This window comes from Rhodococcus rhodochrous (assembly GCF_900187265.1).
In the GTDB taxonomy this organism is placed as follows: Bacteria; Actinomycetota; Actinomycetes; order Mycobacteriales; family Mycobacteriaceae; genus Rhodococcus; species Rhodococcus rhodochrous.
Genome location: NZ_LT906450.1, coordinates 712,550 through 727,904, shown reverse-complemented (window position 1 = coordinate 727,904; position 15,355 = coordinate 712,550). Strand labels below are relative to the sequence as shown.

General features: G+C 69.0%; 14 protein-coding genes. 9 read left to right on the top strand and 5 right to left on the bottom strand.

Annotated features, from left to right (window positions below):
- Positions 1–25 precede the first annotated feature (25 nt).
- Genes CKW34_RS03390 through CKW34_RS03350 form a run of 9 tightly spaced genes read left to right on the top strand, consistent with a single transcriptional unit; the run spans position 26 to position 8,890 of the window.
- Entirely contained in the window at positions 26–790 is a 765-nt protein-coding gene (locus tag CKW34_RS03390) for an MlaE family ABC transporter permease (RefSeq protein WP_016692401.1), read from the top strand.
- Positions 787–1,647, top strand: coding sequence for an MlaE family ABC transporter permease (locus tag CKW34_RS03385; protein WP_059382472.1), 861 nt, complete (start codon positions 787–789; stop codon positions 1,645–1,647). The genes CKW34_RS03390 and CKW34_RS03385 overlap by 4 nt, the downstream gene beginning before the upstream one ends.
- Before the next feature lie 5 nt (positions 1,648–1,652).
- Entirely contained in the window at positions 1,653–2,810 is a 1,158-nt protein-coding gene (locus CKW34_RS03380; RefSeq protein ID WP_064059857.1) for an MCE family protein, read from the top strand.
- Positions 2,807–3,823 (top strand): MCE family protein, encoded by a 1,017-nt coding sequence (locus CKW34_RS03375; protein WP_059382474.1) that lies wholly within the window; start codon positions 2,807–2,809, stop codon positions 3,821–3,823. Before CKW34_RS03380 ends, CKW34_RS03375 begins: the two co-directional genes overlap by 4 nt.
- A complete protein-coding gene (locus CKW34_RS03370) occupies positions 3,820–4,839 on the top strand; it encodes an MCE family protein (RefSeq protein WP_231921789.1) in 1,020 nt (339 codons plus the stop codon). Before CKW34_RS03375 ends, CKW34_RS03370 begins: the two co-directional genes overlap by 4 nt.
- Positions 4,836–6,053 carry an MCE family protein gene (locus CKW34_RS03365; protein WP_059382476.1) on the top strand — a complete coding sequence of 406 codons (1,218 nt, stop codon included), beginning with the start codon at positions 4,836–4,838 and terminating at the stop codon, positions 6,051–6,053. Before CKW34_RS03370 ends, CKW34_RS03365 begins: the two co-directional genes overlap by 4 nt.
- Positions 6,050–7,144, top strand: a complete 1,095-nt coding sequence (locus tag CKW34_RS03360) for an MCE family protein (RefSeq protein ID WP_080968258.1) — start codon at positions 6,050–6,052, stop codon at positions 7,142–7,144. Before CKW34_RS03365 ends, CKW34_RS03360 begins: the two co-directional genes overlap by 4 nt.
- On the top strand, positions 7,141–8,352 hold the full coding sequence (locus CKW34_RS03355) for an MCE family protein (RefSeq protein WP_059382477.1): 1,212 nt from the start codon (positions 7,141–7,143) through the stop codon (positions 8,350–8,352). Before CKW34_RS03360 ends, CKW34_RS03355 begins: the two co-directional genes overlap by 4 nt.
- Before the next feature lie 16 nt (positions 8,353–8,368).
- Positions 8,369–8,890: a DUF3253 domain-containing protein gene (locus tag CKW34_RS03350; RefSeq protein WP_059382478.1), complete on the top strand. Its 522-nt coding sequence runs from the start codon at positions 8,369–8,371 to the stop codon at positions 8,888–8,890.
- A 16-nt stretch (positions 8,891–8,906) separates the two neighbouring features.
- On the opposite strand, the gene CKW34_RS03345 is transcribed toward CKW34_RS03350, so the two are convergent.
- From CKW34_RS03345 to CKW34_RS03325, 5 genes are all read right to left on the bottom strand, one after another.
- Positions 8,907–10,037, bottom strand: a complete 1,131-nt coding sequence (locus CKW34_RS03345) for a nitronate monooxygenase (RefSeq protein ID WP_059382479.1) — start codon at positions 10,035–10,037, stop codon at positions 8,907–8,909.
- Between the two features lie 151 nt (positions 10,038–10,188).
- Positions 10,189–11,451 (bottom strand): CaiB/BaiF CoA transferase family protein, encoded by a 1,263-nt coding sequence (locus CKW34_RS03340; protein WP_059382480.1) that lies wholly within the window; start codon positions 11,449–11,451, stop codon positions 10,189–10,191.
- Positions 11,452–11,458: 7 nt separating this feature from the next.
- Positions 11,459–12,934 carry an aldehyde dehydrogenase family protein gene (locus tag CKW34_RS03335; RefSeq protein ID WP_059382481.1) on the bottom strand — a complete coding sequence of 492 codons (1,476 nt, stop codon included), beginning with the start codon at positions 12,932–12,934 and terminating at the stop codon, positions 11,459–11,461.
- Positions 12,934–14,277, bottom strand: a complete 1,344-nt coding sequence (hmgA, locus tag CKW34_RS03330) for a homogentisate 1,2-dioxygenase (protein WP_059382482.1) — start codon at positions 14,275–14,277, stop codon at positions 12,934–12,936. Before hmgA ends, CKW34_RS03335 begins: the two co-directional genes overlap by 1 nt.
- Positions 14,274–15,326, bottom strand: coding sequence for a lipocalin-like domain-containing protein (locus tag CKW34_RS03325; protein ID WP_016692388.1), 1,053 nt, complete (start codon positions 15,324–15,326; stop codon positions 14,274–14,276). The genes hmgA and CKW34_RS03325 overlap by 4 nt, the downstream gene beginning before the upstream one ends.
- Positions 15,327–15,355 lie beyond the last annotated feature (29 nt).

Here is a 15,355-nt window from a genome sequence, read left to right as displayed (position 1 = left end):
GCGACCGTGGAAGAAGCGAGGATTCATGGGATCGGTGCCACGCGCGACCGCACACGCACTCGGCGGTTTCTATGCGCTGTCCCTCGACGCGTTCACCGCCCTGTTCCGCTCCCGCTTCCAGTGGCGCGAATTCCTCACCCAGTTCTGGTTCATCGCCCGGGTGTCGCTCGTGCCCACGATCCTGATGTCCGTCCCGTTCACCGTCCTCGTCGTGTTCACGCTCAACTCGCTGCTGCTCGAGATCGGTGCCGGCGACCTGAGCGGAGCGGGCGCCGGGCTCGGCGCCATCACACAGATCGGCCCGCTCGTGACGGTGCTGGTCGTCGCCGGGGCCGGCGCCACCGCGATCGCCGCCGACCTCGGTTCCCGCACCATCCGTGACGAGATCGCCGCGCTCGAGGTACTCGGCATCGACCCCGCCGCCCGGCTCGTGCTGCCGCGCGCACTGGCGTCGACCGCCGTCGCGGTCACGCTCAACGGGGCGGTGTGCGCGATCGGCCTGATCGGCGGGTTCTTCTTCTCGGTGACACTCCAGAACGTCGACCCCGGCGCGTACGCCGCGGGGGTCACGTTGCTCGTCGGTCCCGGTGAGCTGCTGCTCTCGGAGATCAAGGCGGCGGTCTTCGGCCTGCTCGCGGGCCTGATCGCGTGCCATCGCGGGCTCTCGGTCAGCGGCGGTCCGAAGAGCGTCGGCGAGGCCGTCAACGAGACCGTGGTCTTCGCCTTCGTCGCGTTGTTCCTCGCCAACATGCTGCTCACCTCGATCGGGATCGCGGTGATGGGCAGATGAGCGTCACGGGCGCGGCCACCGGGCGGACGGCGCAGGTGGTGCGCCGCATCGGTCACGGGATCTCGCGCAGCATCGACACCCTGGGGCGCCAGGTCGTCTTCCTCGTCGGCGCGCTGTTCTCGACGGTGCGAGCGGCCCGGCACTATCCGCGCGAGACACTGCGCGTCGTCTCGGAGATCGGTCTCGGCACCGGTGTGCTCGCGATGGTGGGCGGCAGCGTCGCCATCATGGGTTTCCTCACCCTGTTCGCCGGCGCGACCGTCGCCGTTCAGGGCTTCACCTCGCTCGGCAACATCGGTGTCGAAGCGCTCACCGGTTTCCTGTCCGCCTACGTCAACGTCCGGGTCGTCGCGCCCGTGACGGCCGGTGTCGGTCTCGCCGCGACCATCGGCGCCGGCACCACCGCGCAACTCGGCGCGATGCGGATCAGCGAGGAGATCGACGCGCTCGAGGTCATGGCCATCAAATCGGTGCCGTATCTCGTCGGCACCCGGATCCTGGCGGGCCTGATCGCCGTCGTGCCGCTGTACTCGCTGTCGGTGCTGGCGTCGTTCCTGTCGAGCCGCATCGCGACCGTCGTGGTGCTCGGCCAGTCGCCCGGCGTCTACGACCACTACTTCGCGACCTTCCTGCGTCCCACCGACGTGTTGTGGTCCTTCGGGCAGGCGATCACCATGGCCGTGGTCGTCATGACCGTGCACAGCTACTACGGCTACACCGCCACGGGCGGACCGTCCGGTGTCGGTGTCGCGACGGGTCGCGCGGTGCGGATGTCGCTCATCGCGGTGGTGACGGTGACCCTGCTGATCTCCCTGGTCCTCTATGGCAGCAGCCGCCAGCTGCATCTGGCGGGGTGAGGAGCGTGCCCACCTGGTTGCCGAAGGTCGCTGCGATCTGCTTCGTCGTCGTCTCCGCGCTCGTTCTCGTGTTCGTCTACCACGGCTTCCGCGGCTCGTTCACGCCCGGCGTGAAGGTGACCGTCGAGAGCGGCCGCTCCGGTCTGATGCTCGAGGACGGCGCCATGGTCAAGGCGCACGGTGTACACGTCGGCAGCGTCACCACGGTGCAGCAGACGCCGTCCGGCGCGGTGATCGAACTGCGCCTGGATCCGGACGCCGCCGCCCGGCTGCCCGCCGACCCCGGCGCCGACATCCGCGCCACGACGGTCTTCGGCGCCAAGTACGTCACTCTCACCGACCCGCCGTCACCCGGCCCGGTCGGACTGACCGAAGGTACGGTGCTGCGCGCGTCGAACGTGACCGTGGAGACGAACACCGTCTTCGAATCCCTGTCCGACGTCCTGCAGGCGGTCGATCCGGCGAAGCTGAACCGCACGCTCGGTGCGCTGTCGTCGGCGTTGCGCGGACAGGGCGAGTCGCTCGGCCGCGCGCTCGTCGACACCGACGCCGTCCTCACCCGGATCGAACCACGCACAGAGACACTGCGACGCGATCTCGCCGCCGCCGAGACGACCGCCGACATCTACGCCGGAGCCACCGACGGGATCGTGGCGTCGTTCGACAATCTCGCCGTCACCGGCACGACCCTCGTCGACCGCGCCGACGACCTCGACCGCGTCCTGCTCGCCGCGATCGGCATGGGCGACGCCGGTCGCCGCGTGGTCGAGCCGAACAGCGAGCAGATCGTCGACGTGCTCGACCTGCTGCGCCCGACGGCCTCTCTCCTCGAGGAGTACTCGCCGGTCCTCCCCTGTTTCCTGCAGGGCGCCGACCGTGCCCGGCAACTCGCCGAACCGGCCTCGGGCGGCAACGGCTCGTCGATGATGCTGAAGTCGACCTTCCTGCTCGGCACCGACCCGTACGAATATCCGCGCAACCTTCCGGTGGTCGAGGCCACCGGCGGGCCACGCTGCGGTCCCCTGCCGATCGTGACGGCCGACGAGACCCCCGCCCCGTACGTCGTGGCGAACACCGGCGCCAACCCGTTCGAGGCCGGCAACACCTCGCCGGTCTTCGTCCCCGACTCGCTGTTCGAACTGCTCACCGGAGGCGCCGGATGACACGCACCGCGATCGCCGCGGGCATCTACGCCCTCGTCATGGTTCTGATCCTCGCCGGACTGTTCGTCGTCTTCGGCCAGGTCCGGTTCGGTGAACACACGCGCTACCACGCGGTCTTCGACGACGTCTCCGGTCTCGAGGAGGGCCAGTTCGTCCGCGTCTCCGGAGTCGAGGTCGGCAGGGTCACCGCCGTGGAGTTCGCCGAGAACAACCGCATCGACGTGACCTTCGAGGTCGACTCGTCGTACACCCCGACCCGCGCGAGCATCGCCACCGTGCGCTATCTCAACCTCGTCGGCGACCGCTATCTCGAATTGTCCGACGGCGCCGGTGATCCCACGCCCATGGCGGCGGGCGAGACGATCGGCACCGACCGGACCCGGCCGGCACTCGATCTCGACGTGCTCATCGGCAGCTTCACACCGTTGTTCCGCGCGCTCGAACCCGAACAGGTCAACCGGTTGTCGGCCGATCTCATCACCGTGCTGCAGGGCCAGGGCGGCACCGTCGAATCCGTCCTCGCCCAGGCGGCCTCGCTGACCTCCCACATCGCCGACCGCGACGTTCTCGTCGGGCAGGTGATCACGAACCTCGACTCGGTGCTCGCGAATCTCGCCGCGCACCGCGACACCTTCGACACCGCGCTGGTGCGTGCCCACGAGGTGGCCGCGCGACTCGCGCAGGATGCCACGCTCGTCGGCGACGCCGTCACCCACATCGATGCGATCGGCGGGTCGCTCACCGATCTGCTCGCGCAGTCCCGCACCTCACTCGCCGGCACGATCCGCGAGACCGGCAACGTCGCCGCGCAGGTCGACTCGCGCAGCGACACCGTCGAGCAACTGACGACCGAACTCCCCGACGCCTACAAGGCCCTCACGCGACTCGGCGCCTACGGCGGATTCTTCAACTACTACCTGTGCGGCATGCTCATCGAGATCAACGACCTGTCCGGGAACAAGGTCACCTCACCGCTGTTCGGGCAGACGACGGGCAGGTGCGCTCCGGCATGACCCAGTTCCGCGAGATGAATCCCGTGCGTGTCGGCGTCGTCGGCACGATCGTGCTCGTCGTGCTCGTGCTCGGCGCCCTGAACATCCGCTCCCTGCCGTTCCTCGACGGCGGCACGACCTACCGGGCGAGATTCGTCGACGCCGGCGGTCTGAACACCGGCGACACCGTGCAGGTCGCGGGCAAGGACGCCGGGCGGGTGACCGACATCGACATCGACCACGACGCCGTGGCCGTCACGTTCACGGTCGACGGGGCGGTGGTCCTGGGCACCGACACCACCGTCGAGATCGCCACCGCCACCGCGCTCGGGGCACGGAACCTGCGCGTGCGTCCCGCCGGTCCGGGACGACTCGAGGACGGCGCCACCATCGACCTCGACCGCACCGTCGCGCCCTATCAGTTGACCGACGCCCTCGGCGATCTCACCGACACCGCCGCGGCGATCGACACCGAGCAACTGCGCGAGTCGATGGAAGTGCTGTCCGACACCCTGCGCGAGACGCCCGACGACGTCGGTGCGGCGCTCGACGGTGTGCGGCGACTGTCCGAGACCGTCGCGTCGCGGGACGAATCCCTGCGGGCGCTGCTCGCGCACGCCGAACAGGTCACCGAGGTCCTCGCCGAGCGCAGCGACGCGATCGATGCACTGATCGTCGATGCCGACCGCATCCTCGGCGAACTGCACCGTCGCCGAGCCGCTCTCGAGACCCTGTTCGCGAACGTCGATGCGCTGTCGATCCAGATCTCGAATCTCGTCGCCGACAACGAGGCACAACTCGAACCCACCCTGGGCAAGCTGAACGCCGTCCTCGGGATCCTCGAACGCAACCGCGACGACATCGCCCTGGCCATCGAGCGGCTGGGCCCGTACGCGACCGAACTCGGCGAGGCCGTCGCCTCCGGCCCGTTCTTCAACTCGTACATCCAGAACCTGTTGCCCATGCAGATCATCGAGCCGGCCCTGACCGCCGCGCTCGAGAAGGCCGGCATCACGCCGCCGGGAGGTACACCGTGACGCGACTGCGTCCCCTGATCTCGTGGGGTGTCCCGATCCTGCTTCTCGCCGTCGTCGCGGTGGTGTCGTTCACCGTCGCGCCGTGGCGGTCGGCCGACGAATACGCGGCCGAATTCACCTCGAGCCGTGGCCTGTACGTCGGCGACGACGTGCGCGTCATGGGTGTCGAGGTGGGACGCGTGACGAAGATCGAGCCGCGCGGCGATCGCGTGCTCGTGCGCTTCGACGTCGACTCCGACCGCCGCATCCCCGCCGACGCGCAGGCCGCGATCGTCGCCCCCACCCTGGTCTCGGCACGCTTCGTCCAGCTCACCCCACCGCACACGGGAGGACCCGAACTCCCGGTGGGAGCAACGATTCCCGTCGAACGCACTGCGGTCCCGGTCGAATGGGACGAGATCACCGAACAACTGACGCGGCTCACGACCGAACTCGGGCCCGACGACACCGACCCGCAGGGCGCGCTCGGTGAGGTCCTCGACGTCGCGGCCGCCAACGCCGAGGGACACGGTCCCGCCCTGCGCGACAGCCTGCAGCAACTCGCGACGGCGATGCGCACGATCTCCGACGGCCGGCACGACCTGTTCGGCACCCTCGGCAACCTGCAGGTGTTCGTCGAGGCGCTGTCGATGAGCGGCGATCAGATCGTCTCGTTCCACGACCGGCTCGCGTCCGTCACCGAGATCCTCGACGCCAACCGCGACGACATGGGCGCCGCCCTGGCGGGACTCGACGCCGTCCTCGTCGACGTCGAGCGGTTCGTCCGCGACAACCGCGAGCGCGTCGACACGACCGTCGATCGCACGGCCGCACTGACCGAGACCCTGGCGGCGCAGCGTGACGGGCTCGCGCAGGTACTGCACGTCGCACCGACGGCGTTGTCGAACCTGCAAGGCATCTACCAGCCCGCGCACAACACGGTGGTCTCGGCGTTGTCGCTGACCAACTTCGCCAATCCCGCCCAGTTCGTGTGCTCCGCGCTCGCCGCGGCCGAGCAGGTCGACGCACACACCGCGTCCGAGCTGTGTGTGCAGTATCTCGGCCCGATCCTGCCGCTGCTCGCGATGGACTACCCGCCCGTGCGCATCAATCCGACGCGCGGCGTGGGCGCGCTGCCCGACCAGCTCGTCTACACCGAGCCCGAGTTGATGCCGGCGCCCGGTGCGCACTCGCCGACCTCGCTGGCCGACCTGCTCTCCCCGGGGGCGCCGTGAGAACACGAGTCCTGCGCACGATCGGTGTCCTCGCGTGCCTGGCACTGACCACCGGGTGCGAGTGGCGCGGCCTGAACAGCCTGCCGCTTCCCGGCACACACGGTCGCGGCGACGACGCCTTCGCCGTGACCATCGAGATGCCCGACGTCACGACCCTCGAACGCAATTCGCGGGTCCGCGTCGGCGACGTCACCGTCGGGCGGGTCGCCGACCTGCGGCTCGGCGACGGACATGCGCTCGTGACGGTGATGGTCGACGGCAGCACGGTGCTCCCGGAGAACACGGTCGCGAAGATCGGGCAGACGAGCCTGCTCGGGTCCGCCCACGTCGAACTCTCTCCCCCGCTCGCCGAACCCGCCCGCGGCCGGCTCGGGGACGGCGACGTCATCCCCCTCGAACGGGCGGGTGCGTTCCCCACCACCGAGCAGACCCTGTCGTCGCTGTCGCTGGTGCTCAGCGGCGGTGGTCTCGCCCAGGCCCAGGAGATCACCCGCGAACTCAACCGGGCGATGGACGGGCGGCAGGAGTCGGTGCGGGCCCTGCTCACCCGTCTCGACGCGGTGCTCGCCGGGCTGGACGGTCAGAAGGAGCAGATCGTGAGCGCGATGGAATCGCTCGACGCACTCGCCGTCGAGGTCGCCGAGCACAACACCGAGATCGCCGCGGCGACGGACGATCTCGCGCCCGCCATGGAGGTGCTGTCCACCCAGCGCGACGACCTGACCCGCGCCGCCGACGCCCTCGGGCAGTTCGGGCGCGTCGCGAACGAGGTCGTCGAGGCGAGCGGCGACGACGTCGTCGCGAATCTGCGTGATCTCGAACCGGTGCTGGCCTCGCTCGCGTCGGCGGGCGACTCGCTCACCGAGTCGTTGCGCTACCTGCTGACCTTCCCGTTCCCCATCGACACCTACCGCAACGCGGTGCGCGGCGACTACGCGAACGGCACGGTCATCCTCGACCTCACCCTGCCGACCCTCGAGAACGCACTGCTGCTCGGCACGCCCTTCGAGAACGCACTCACCGGTGGCGGGCGACCCGTACCGGATCTGGTGTCACTGCTCGTCCCGCCCGTGTCGGAGCCGACCCGATGAGCCCGGCCGCGGTGCTGCGCCGCAAACTGGCGGTGTTCTTCTCGGTCGGGATCGCGGCGGTGCTGATCGTCGCGCTGTTCATCGTCGATGTGCCCGCCCTGCTCGGGGTGGGGCGCTACGAGGTGCGTCTCGACCTCACCGACGCCGGTGGCCTGTATCCCTCGGCGAACGTCACCTACCGCGGCATCGAGATCGGCCGGGTGACGTCGCTGACCATGACCACGAGCGGCGCCGAGGCGGTCCTGTCACTCGACTCGGATGTTCCGGTGCCGGCCGATGCGGCGGCGCAGATCCGCAGCATGTCGGCAATCGGCGAGCAGTACGTCGAGTTCCTGCCCGACGGCGAGGACGGCCCGTATCTGACCGCGGGCTCGATCGTTCCCCGCGATCGCATCTCCGTGCCAGAACCGATCGGCGGTGCACTCGACCAGCTCGACGCCACGCTGCAGTCCGTGGGTCCCGACCGCCTCGCCCTGCTGCTCGACGAGACCCACACAGCGGTGGCCGATTCCGGCGACGCCCTGCGGATCCTCGTCGAGGCCGGTGCGGCGGTGAGCGCCGAGGCCGCTGCGAACGCGGACATCACCGCGGCGCTGATCGATCAGGTCGGCCCGTTGCTCGACACGCAGGTCGCGTCGTCGGATGCGATCGCCCGCTGGGCGTCCTCCCTGGCGGGCACCACCGCGCAGCTGCGCGACTCCGACAGCGACGTGCGCACACTCCTCGGCGTGACGGCCCCCGCCGCCGCACAGGTGCAGGCACTGTTCGAGGAGGCCGAACCGACCCTCCCCCTGCTGCTCGCCAATCTCGTCACCGTCGAGCAGGTCGCCGCGGTGTACCGGCCGTCGCTCGAACAGATGCTGGTGCTGCTCCCGTCGATCATGGCGTCGACCCAGTCGGCGGGTCTGCCCAATGTCGACAACCCGTCGCAGAACACCTACTTCACCGCGACCTTCAACGACCCGCCACCGTGCATCACCGGCTTCCTGCCGCCGGAACAGCGGCGCTCACCCACCGAGTTCGACGTGCCCGACACCCCGCCCGATCTGTACTGCAAGCTGCCGGCGGACTCCCCCATCGCGGTGCGCGGGGCACGGAACATGCCGTGCATCGAGTACCCGGGGCGCCGCGCCCCCACGGTACAGTTGTGCCGCGACGGTGGTTATTCGGCGACGAGCCTGGAAGGGCTTCTGTCACCGCCGAACTGAGCGACGGGCGGGGCCGATGGACACCGACGGGTCATCCGGCGAGGCGGAACGCACGCCCGACGGCAGATACGTGGTGGTGAAGGGGCGACGTTGGCGTGCCACCGATCCCGCGATTCCCGAACCTCTGCGGAAGCAGCTGGTGGCGGAGCTGATGCGGGCCCGCCGTCTCGTGAAGAGCGACGGGGACGCCGCGCGACATCGTGTCCAGGACGCCAAGGTCGCGCTCGGTGAGCGCGGGCATCCGTGGTGGGAACCGCTCGACGACGACGCGGCCCGCGAACGGCTCGCGGCCACGATCTGCGTACTGCTCCGGGAACGGAATCCGTCGACCATCTGCCCGAGCGACGCCGCGCGGGTCGCGGGCGGACAGTCGTGGCGCGACCTGATGGACACCGCCCGCTCGGTGGCCGCCGAACTCGAACGCAGTGAACACGTGGTGATCACGCAGAAGGGTGAACCGGTGGACGTGGAGACGGCTCGAGGTCCGATCCGGATCGCACCCGGACCGAACCTCGAGCATCCTCGTCCCTCGCCGTGAGACGAATCCGAGCGGATCAGACGCTCGCGGCCTCGTTCAGCTTCTCCAGCGTTCCGGTCGCCTCGAGGTACTCCTGCACCCAGCGTTCGATGACGGTGGAGGTCTTGTCGACCTTCGTGAACTGCCCGACGACCTGACCGACCGGGTTGAACGCGACGTCGACGGACTCGTCGGGGTACTTGTGGGTGGCGGCGACGGCCATGCCGGACACCATGTACTGCAACGGCATTCCGAGGGGCTTCGGGTTGCCCTCCTGCTCCCACGCCTCGGTCCAGTCGTTGCGGAGCATGCGGCAGGGCTTGCCGGTGAACGAGCGGCTGCGGACGGTGTCGCGGCTGCTCGCCTTGATGTAGGCCTCCTGCTGCACCGGGGTGTTCTCGGCCTCCTCGACCATGAGCCACTGCGAACCGGTCCACGCACCCTGGGCGCCGAGCGCGAGCGCCGCGGCGATCTGCTGGCCGCTGCCGATACCGCCGGCGGCCAGCACCGGCACCGGTGCGACCTCCTTGACGACCTGCGGCCACAGCACGATCGAGCCGACCTCACCGCAGTGCCCACCGCCTTCGCCACCCTGGGCGATGATGATGTCGACACCGGCGTCGGCGTGCTTGCGGGCCTGCTTCGGCGAACCGCACAGCGCCGCGACCTTGCGCCCGGCCTTGTGGATGTGCTCGATCATGTCGGCCGGTGGGGTGCCGAGTGCGTTGGCGATGAGCGTGACCTTCGGATGCTGCAGCGCCACCTCCACCTGCGGGGTCGCGGTGGCCTCGGTCCAGCCGAGAAGCTGCAACGCGTTATCGTCGCCTTCGGGCAGCGGGACGCCGTGGTCGGTGAGGATCTTGCGGCCGAATTCGAGGGTCTCCTGCGGCACCATCGACTGCAGCATCTTCGTGAGTTCCTCGGCGGAGAGGTTCGCGTCCATGCCTTCGTACTTGTTGGGGATGACGATGTCGACGCCGTACGGGCGGTCGCCGATATGCTCGTCGATCCAGTTCAGCTCGATTTCGAGCTCTTCCGGCGTGAACCCGACGGCGCCGAGGACACCGAAGCCGCCGGCCTTGGCGACGGCGACGACGACGTCGCGGCAGTGGGTGAACGCGAAGATCGGGAACTCGATGCCGAGTTCGTCGCAGATGGGCGTGTGCATTCGGCACTCCTCGATAGAAAGGCGCAAGATTGGAACACGTTCTACCTTAGTGCCAGATGGGTCTGTGCGGAAGGCACGCAACAACGGACGAAGGCTCGCAACATCGGCAGTGACTGCCGACGTTGCGAGCCTTCACCTCGCGTTGCGTACCTCAGACAACTCCGCGCTCGCGGAGTTCCTTCTGCTCGATGTCGCTCAGTCCGAGGATCTCGCCGTAGACCGCCGCATTGTCGTATCCCGCGACGGGCGGGCCGGCGCGACGCACCGAACCCGGCGTCCCGGTGAGCGTCGGCACCACACCGGGGCCGAGCACGTCTGCGCCGGTGCGCTCGTCGTGATGCGGGACGATCATGTCGCGCGCCTGGAACTGCGGATCGGCAACGACCTCCGCGACCGTGTTCACCGGACCGGACACCACACCCGACGACGACAGGTGCGCCAGCAGGTCGTCGAGCGTCCACGTCGCCGCCCACTCACCGATGAGGGCGTCGAGCTCGTCCTGGTTCACGCCGCGCGCGAGGTGATCGGCGAAGCGCGGGTCGTCGGCGAGCTCGGGGCGTTCCATCGCCGCGCACAGGCGACGGAAGACCGTGTCCTGGTTGGCGGCGATGACGATCCACATGTCGTCGGACGTCCGGTACAGGTTCGACGGGGCGATGCCCTCGAGGCGGGTGCCGGACGGGCCGCGGACGACGCCCGCGACGTCGTAGTCGGGGATCACCGATTCCTGGATGGCCAGGCACGCCTCGGTGAGCGCCACGTCGACGATCTGCCCGCGTCCGGTCCGTTCACGGCCGAGAAGCGCGGCGAGGATGCCCTGCACGGCGAACATCCCGGCGAGGGAGTCGCCGAGGGAGAGCGCGAGTCGCGGGGGTGCCTGGCCGGGATATCCGTTCAGGTGCCGCAGTCCGCTCTCCGCCTCGGCCACGGACGCGTAGCCGGCCTGCCCGGCTTTGGGACCGGTCTGCCCGTATCCGGAGACGCGGGCCAGCACGATGCCCGGATTGATCTCGGAGAGCACGTCGTAACCGAGTCCCCACTTCTCGAGCGTGCCGGGACGGAAGTTCTCGACCACCACGTCGGACTCGGCGACGAGACGCCGGAACAACTCCTGTCCGTCGGGTGCCCGCAGATCGAGGGTGACGCAACGCTTGTTGCGCGCGTGCACCGTCCAGAAGTAGCGGTGCCCGTCCCGCTCGCCCTGTCCCCAGGTGCGGAGCGGGTCGGGACGCTTCGGATCCTCGATCTTGATGACGTCGGCACCCATGTCGCCGAGCAGACGTCCTGCATACGGACCCGCGATCAGGGTTCCCAATTCGAGCACCCTGATGTCCGCCAGCGCTCCCGCTGCCTGCGACGCGGCTGCCTGCGACCCGTCTTGTGTCGACTCGGCTTGTGTCACTGCCTCTTCCATCCTCTGGTCAGTAACCGAGGTGAACCGTCTTCTCCTCGGTGAACGCTTCGAGCCCGCTGCGGCCCAGTTCACGCCCGATGCCGCTCGCGTCACGTCCACCCCAGGGTAGTGCCGGATCGGGCACACCCCAGCCGTTGACCCACACCGTGCCCACGCGCAACTGCGGGATCACGCTGTGCACGGTCGACAGGTTCTGGCTGAAGATGAACGCGTTGAGACCGTACTTCGTGGCGTTCGCCAGCTGCACGGCCTCCTCGGTGGTCCTGAAGGTGATGACCGTGGCGACGGGGCCGAAGATCTCCTCGCGCGCGATGGTGAGGTCGTTGGTGCCGCGGAAGACGGTCGGCTCGACGAAGAAACCGCGCTCCCCCACCCGCGACCCGCCGGTCAGCAGCTGAGCACCTTCGCTGCGGCCCTTCTCGATGTAGCCGAGGATGCGGTCGAGCTGCTTGCGGTTGACGATGGTGCCCTGCGTCGTCGATGCGTCGAAGGGATCACCGATCACCGCGCCGCGCGCGAACTCGACGAGTCCCTCGACGACCTGATCGGCGATCGACTCGTGCACGATCACGCGCGTGCCCGCCGCGCACACCTGACCCTGGTGGTAGAAGTTGCCCATCGCGATCCACGGCAGCGACGCCTCGAGGTCGGCATCGGGGAAGATCAACTGCGGGGCCTTGCCGCCGAGTTCGAGGGTCACCTTGCGGAACTTCTCGCCGGCGAGCGAGGTGATGGTCTTGCCGACGGCCGGGCTGCCGGTGAAGGTGATCTTGTCGATGCCCTCGTGGGCGGCCAGCGCCGCACCGGCTTCAGGGCCGAGACCGGGCACGACGTTGAACGCGCCGTCCGGCACCCCCGCCTCGGCGAGCAGGTCGGCGAGCTTCAGGGTCGACAGCGAGGCGTCCTCGGCGGGCTTGACGACCACCGAGCATCCGGCGGCCAGGGCCGGGGCGATCTTCCAGGCCGCGACGACCGTCGGGTTGTTCCACGGGGTGATCGCACCGACCACGCCGAGCGGCTGGCGCAGGGTGAATCCGAAGCGGTGCTGCGGACCCACGTCGGGCAGGATCATCGCCTCACCGGCGATCTTGTCGGCCCAGCCGGCGTAGTGCCGGAACGACGCCGCGGCGGCGGGGATGTCCCCGGCGACGGTGTCGGCGTAGAGCTTGCCCATCTCCGCGGTCTCGAGCGCCGACAGTTCGGGGGCGTGCTGCTCGATGAGGTCGGCGGCGCGGGAGAGGATCCGGCCGCGTTCGGCACCGGCCATCCGCGACCAGGCACCGGAGTCGAAGGTGTCGCGCGCGGCGAGGACGGCCGCGTCGACGTCGGCGGCGCCACCGGCCGCGACCTCGGCGACGACCTCTTCCGTCGCCGGGTTGATCGACGAGAAGTGGGCACCCGAACGGGCGGGCACGGCCCGGCCGCCGATCCGCAGCTGCGGGTCGGGTACGACGACGGGTGCGGGGGTGGACAGTTCGGTCATCACAACTCCTGGGGAGAAGGTGGGGTGAAGCGTCGGGTGAGGCCGGACCACGAGGAGTCGTAGTTCGGCTGACGATGCGCTGCGCGGTGGGCCGCGTCGGTGACGGAGAGGGCCAGTCTCGTCTCGAACATGAACGACAGGGTGTTCACGAGCTTGACCGGCTTCAGTTCGGCCGAGGTCGCGAGGTCGAAGGTCTCGACGTCGGGTCCGTGGGCGCCCCATTGGTTGTGGAGCGAGGCGCCACCGGGAACGAATCCTTCCGCCTTCGAGTCATGCTGTCCACGAACGAGTCCCATGAACTCGGTCATGACGTTGCGATGGAAGTGTGGCGGCCGGAAGGTGTGCTCTCCGACCACCCAGCGGTCGGGGAAGACACAGAAGTCGACGTTGGCCTGCCCCGGAATCGGGGTGGGCGAGGTGAGCACGGTGAAGATCGACGGATCGGGATGGTCCCAGCCGGCCGTGGTCATCGCGTTGAAGCGACCGAGATCGTATTTGTAGGCACCGTGCGTGCCGTGCCAGGCGACGACGTCGAGAGGCGAGTGGTCGAGCTCGGTGGCCCACAGGTGCCCACCGAACTTCTGCACGAGTTGCACCGTGCCCGAACGGTCCTCGTACCAGGCCGTCGGGTACAGGAAGTCGCGGGCGTGGGCGAGACCGTTCGCGCCGATGGGGCCGAGTTCCGGCAGGGTCAGGGCGGCACCGTAGTTCTCGAGCAGGTAGCCGGTCGCCTTCTCCCCCACCAGGTCCACGCGGAACCGCAGGCCCCTCCCGATCACGGCGATCTCACCGGGTTCGACGAGCAGACGTCCGAGTTCGGTGCACAGCAGCAGCGCGCCGTCCTGGGGCACGAACAGCAGTTCTCCGTCGGCGTCGACGAAGTAACGGTCGGTCATCGACTGCGACGCCGCGTACAGGTGGATGGCGATGCCGGTGCGGGACCGCACGTCCCCGTTGACGGCGTAGGTCGTCACGCCGTCGAGGAAGTCCGTGCCCGGCGCCGGTTCCGGCTGCGGATCCCATCGCAACCGGTTCGGGGTGAGCACTCCCCCGGAGTCGGGTGCCGACACCCAGCCGGCGTCGTCGATGCGCTCGAAGGGGCCGTGCGCGGCGGACGGCATGATCCGGTACGTCCATGTGCGGCGGTTGATCTCGCGGGGCTCGGTGAACGCCGTGGCCGAGTGCTGCTCGGCGTAGAGCCCGTACGCGACCCGCTGGGGCGAATTCTGTCCCCACGGAAGCACACCCGGGACGGCCTCGCTGTGGTGCTCGTTGCCGAAGCCGTGCAGATACTCGATGCCCGCGCAGCCGGGCTCCGCACCGACGTCCGCGCGCTCGCTCATGTCAACGCGACCATCTCGTGCAGCGTCGAACCCGAACGCTCGTAATCGGTTCCGTCGACGGTCACCGTCATCGTGAAGTCCGACCGGAATCGGAAGTAGCCGGGATGACCGACGAGCCGGTTGACGAGCGGCTTGAGCAGCCTGCTCGACGCGAGCGGAACGTCCTCGAGCAGGTTGTGGGCGTGCACGATCTCGCGGACGGTGAGCTTGACGTCCAGCGAACCCGGGATGCGGAGACGGATCCACGCCGGGTAGGTGCGGTCGGCGACCGCATTGTGCACGATCGGTCCTTCCGTCAGTTCCACCTCGCCGTTACTGAGGATCACGTCGCGTCCCTGCGCGACCATCACCGGCTGCGACCAGTGCGAGCCGTACTTCTTCTGGGTGTGCACCATGGCGTAGACGAGGGTGAAGTCCTCGGTGTACAGCCGGCCCCAGTACCACTTGTCGATGAGGCGCTTCATGTCGCCGACGCCCCAGTTGTGGTCGTGGTAGCCACGACCGGTGACCTCGGTGGTCTTCCCGTCCACCGTCACCGTCCCTGCGACCCGCGCTCGGGGTGCGCCGACGACCCACGCGAAGAATTCGCGTTCGTTGTAACTGGTCTGGCCACGACCGGGCATCCACGGCGGGACCTCGGCGGTGAAGGTCAGGTCGAAGGCGAGATCTCCTTCGGACACCGACACATGGTAGACGGGCAGCCCGTCCTCCTCGCCGACGAGCTTCGCGAAGCTCTGACCGACACGCACGTCACACCGTTCGGTGGACACCGAGAGGTCGGCGTCGGTGTACGACCGGCTCGCCTCGCGTCGCTTGCCGTCCGCGCTGTAGACGTGGATCTCCACACCGGGCTTGCGGTGCACCAGCTCCCGGGTCTGGATCATCGCCACGACGATCCGTCCGTCGTCGAGATGGGCGTCGAAGTACCAGTGTTCGAAGGCGTGCTTGTCGGTGGACGGGTGGGCGCCGTTGTCGGCGGCCTCCACGGCGGTGATCTCGCCGTCGCGTCGTCCGGGGCCGTTCCAGGCTTCGATGATCTGCAGGGTCATTGGGTTCTCTCCGTACGAGGGTGAAGTGG

Bases quoted from the DNA above. Each gene is read 5' to 3' on its own strand.
- CKW34_RS03340 (WP_059382480.1), bottom strand. From the start codon at position 11,451: ATGGAAGAGGCAGTGACACAAGCCGAGTCGACACAAGACGGGTCGCAG.
- CKW34_RS03390 (WP_016692401.1), top strand. From the start codon at position 26: ATGGGATCGGTGCCACGCGCGACCGCACACGCACTCGGCGGTTTCTAT.
- CKW34_RS03345 (WP_059382479.1), bottom strand. From the start codon at position 10,037: ATGCACACGCCCATCTGCGACGAACTCGGCATCGAGTTCCCGATCTTC.
- CKW34_RS03355 (WP_059382477.1), top strand. From the start codon at position 7,141: ATGAGCCCGGCCGCGGTGCTGCGCCGCAAACTGGCGGTGTTCTTCTCG.
- CKW34_RS03325 (WP_016692388.1), bottom strand. From the start codon at position 15,326: ATGACCCTGCAGATCATCGAAGCCTGGAACGGCCCCGGACGACGCGAC.
- CKW34_RS03335 (WP_059382481.1), bottom strand. From the start codon at position 12,934: ATGACCGAACTGTCCACCCCCGCACCCGTCGTCGTACCCGACCCGCAG.
- CKW34_RS03370 (WP_231921789.1), top strand. From the start codon at position 3,820: ATGACCCAGTTCCGCGAGATGAATCCCGTGCGTGTCGGCGTCGTCGGC.
- CKW34_RS03385 (WP_059382472.1), top strand. From the start codon at position 787: ATGAGCGTCACGGGCGCGGCCACCGGGCGGACGGCGCAGGTGGTGCGC.
- CKW34_RS03350 (WP_059382478.1), top strand. From the start codon at position 8,369: ATGGACACCGACGGGTCATCCGGCGAGGCGGAACGCACGCCCGACGGC.
- CKW34_RS03375 (WP_059382474.1), top strand. From the start codon at position 2,807: ATGACACGCACCGCGATCGCCGCGGGCATCTACGCCCTCGTCATGGTT.
- hmgA (WP_059382482.1), bottom strand. From the start codon at position 14,277: ATGAGCGAGCGCGCGGACGTCGGTGCGGAGCCCGGCTGCGCGGGCATC.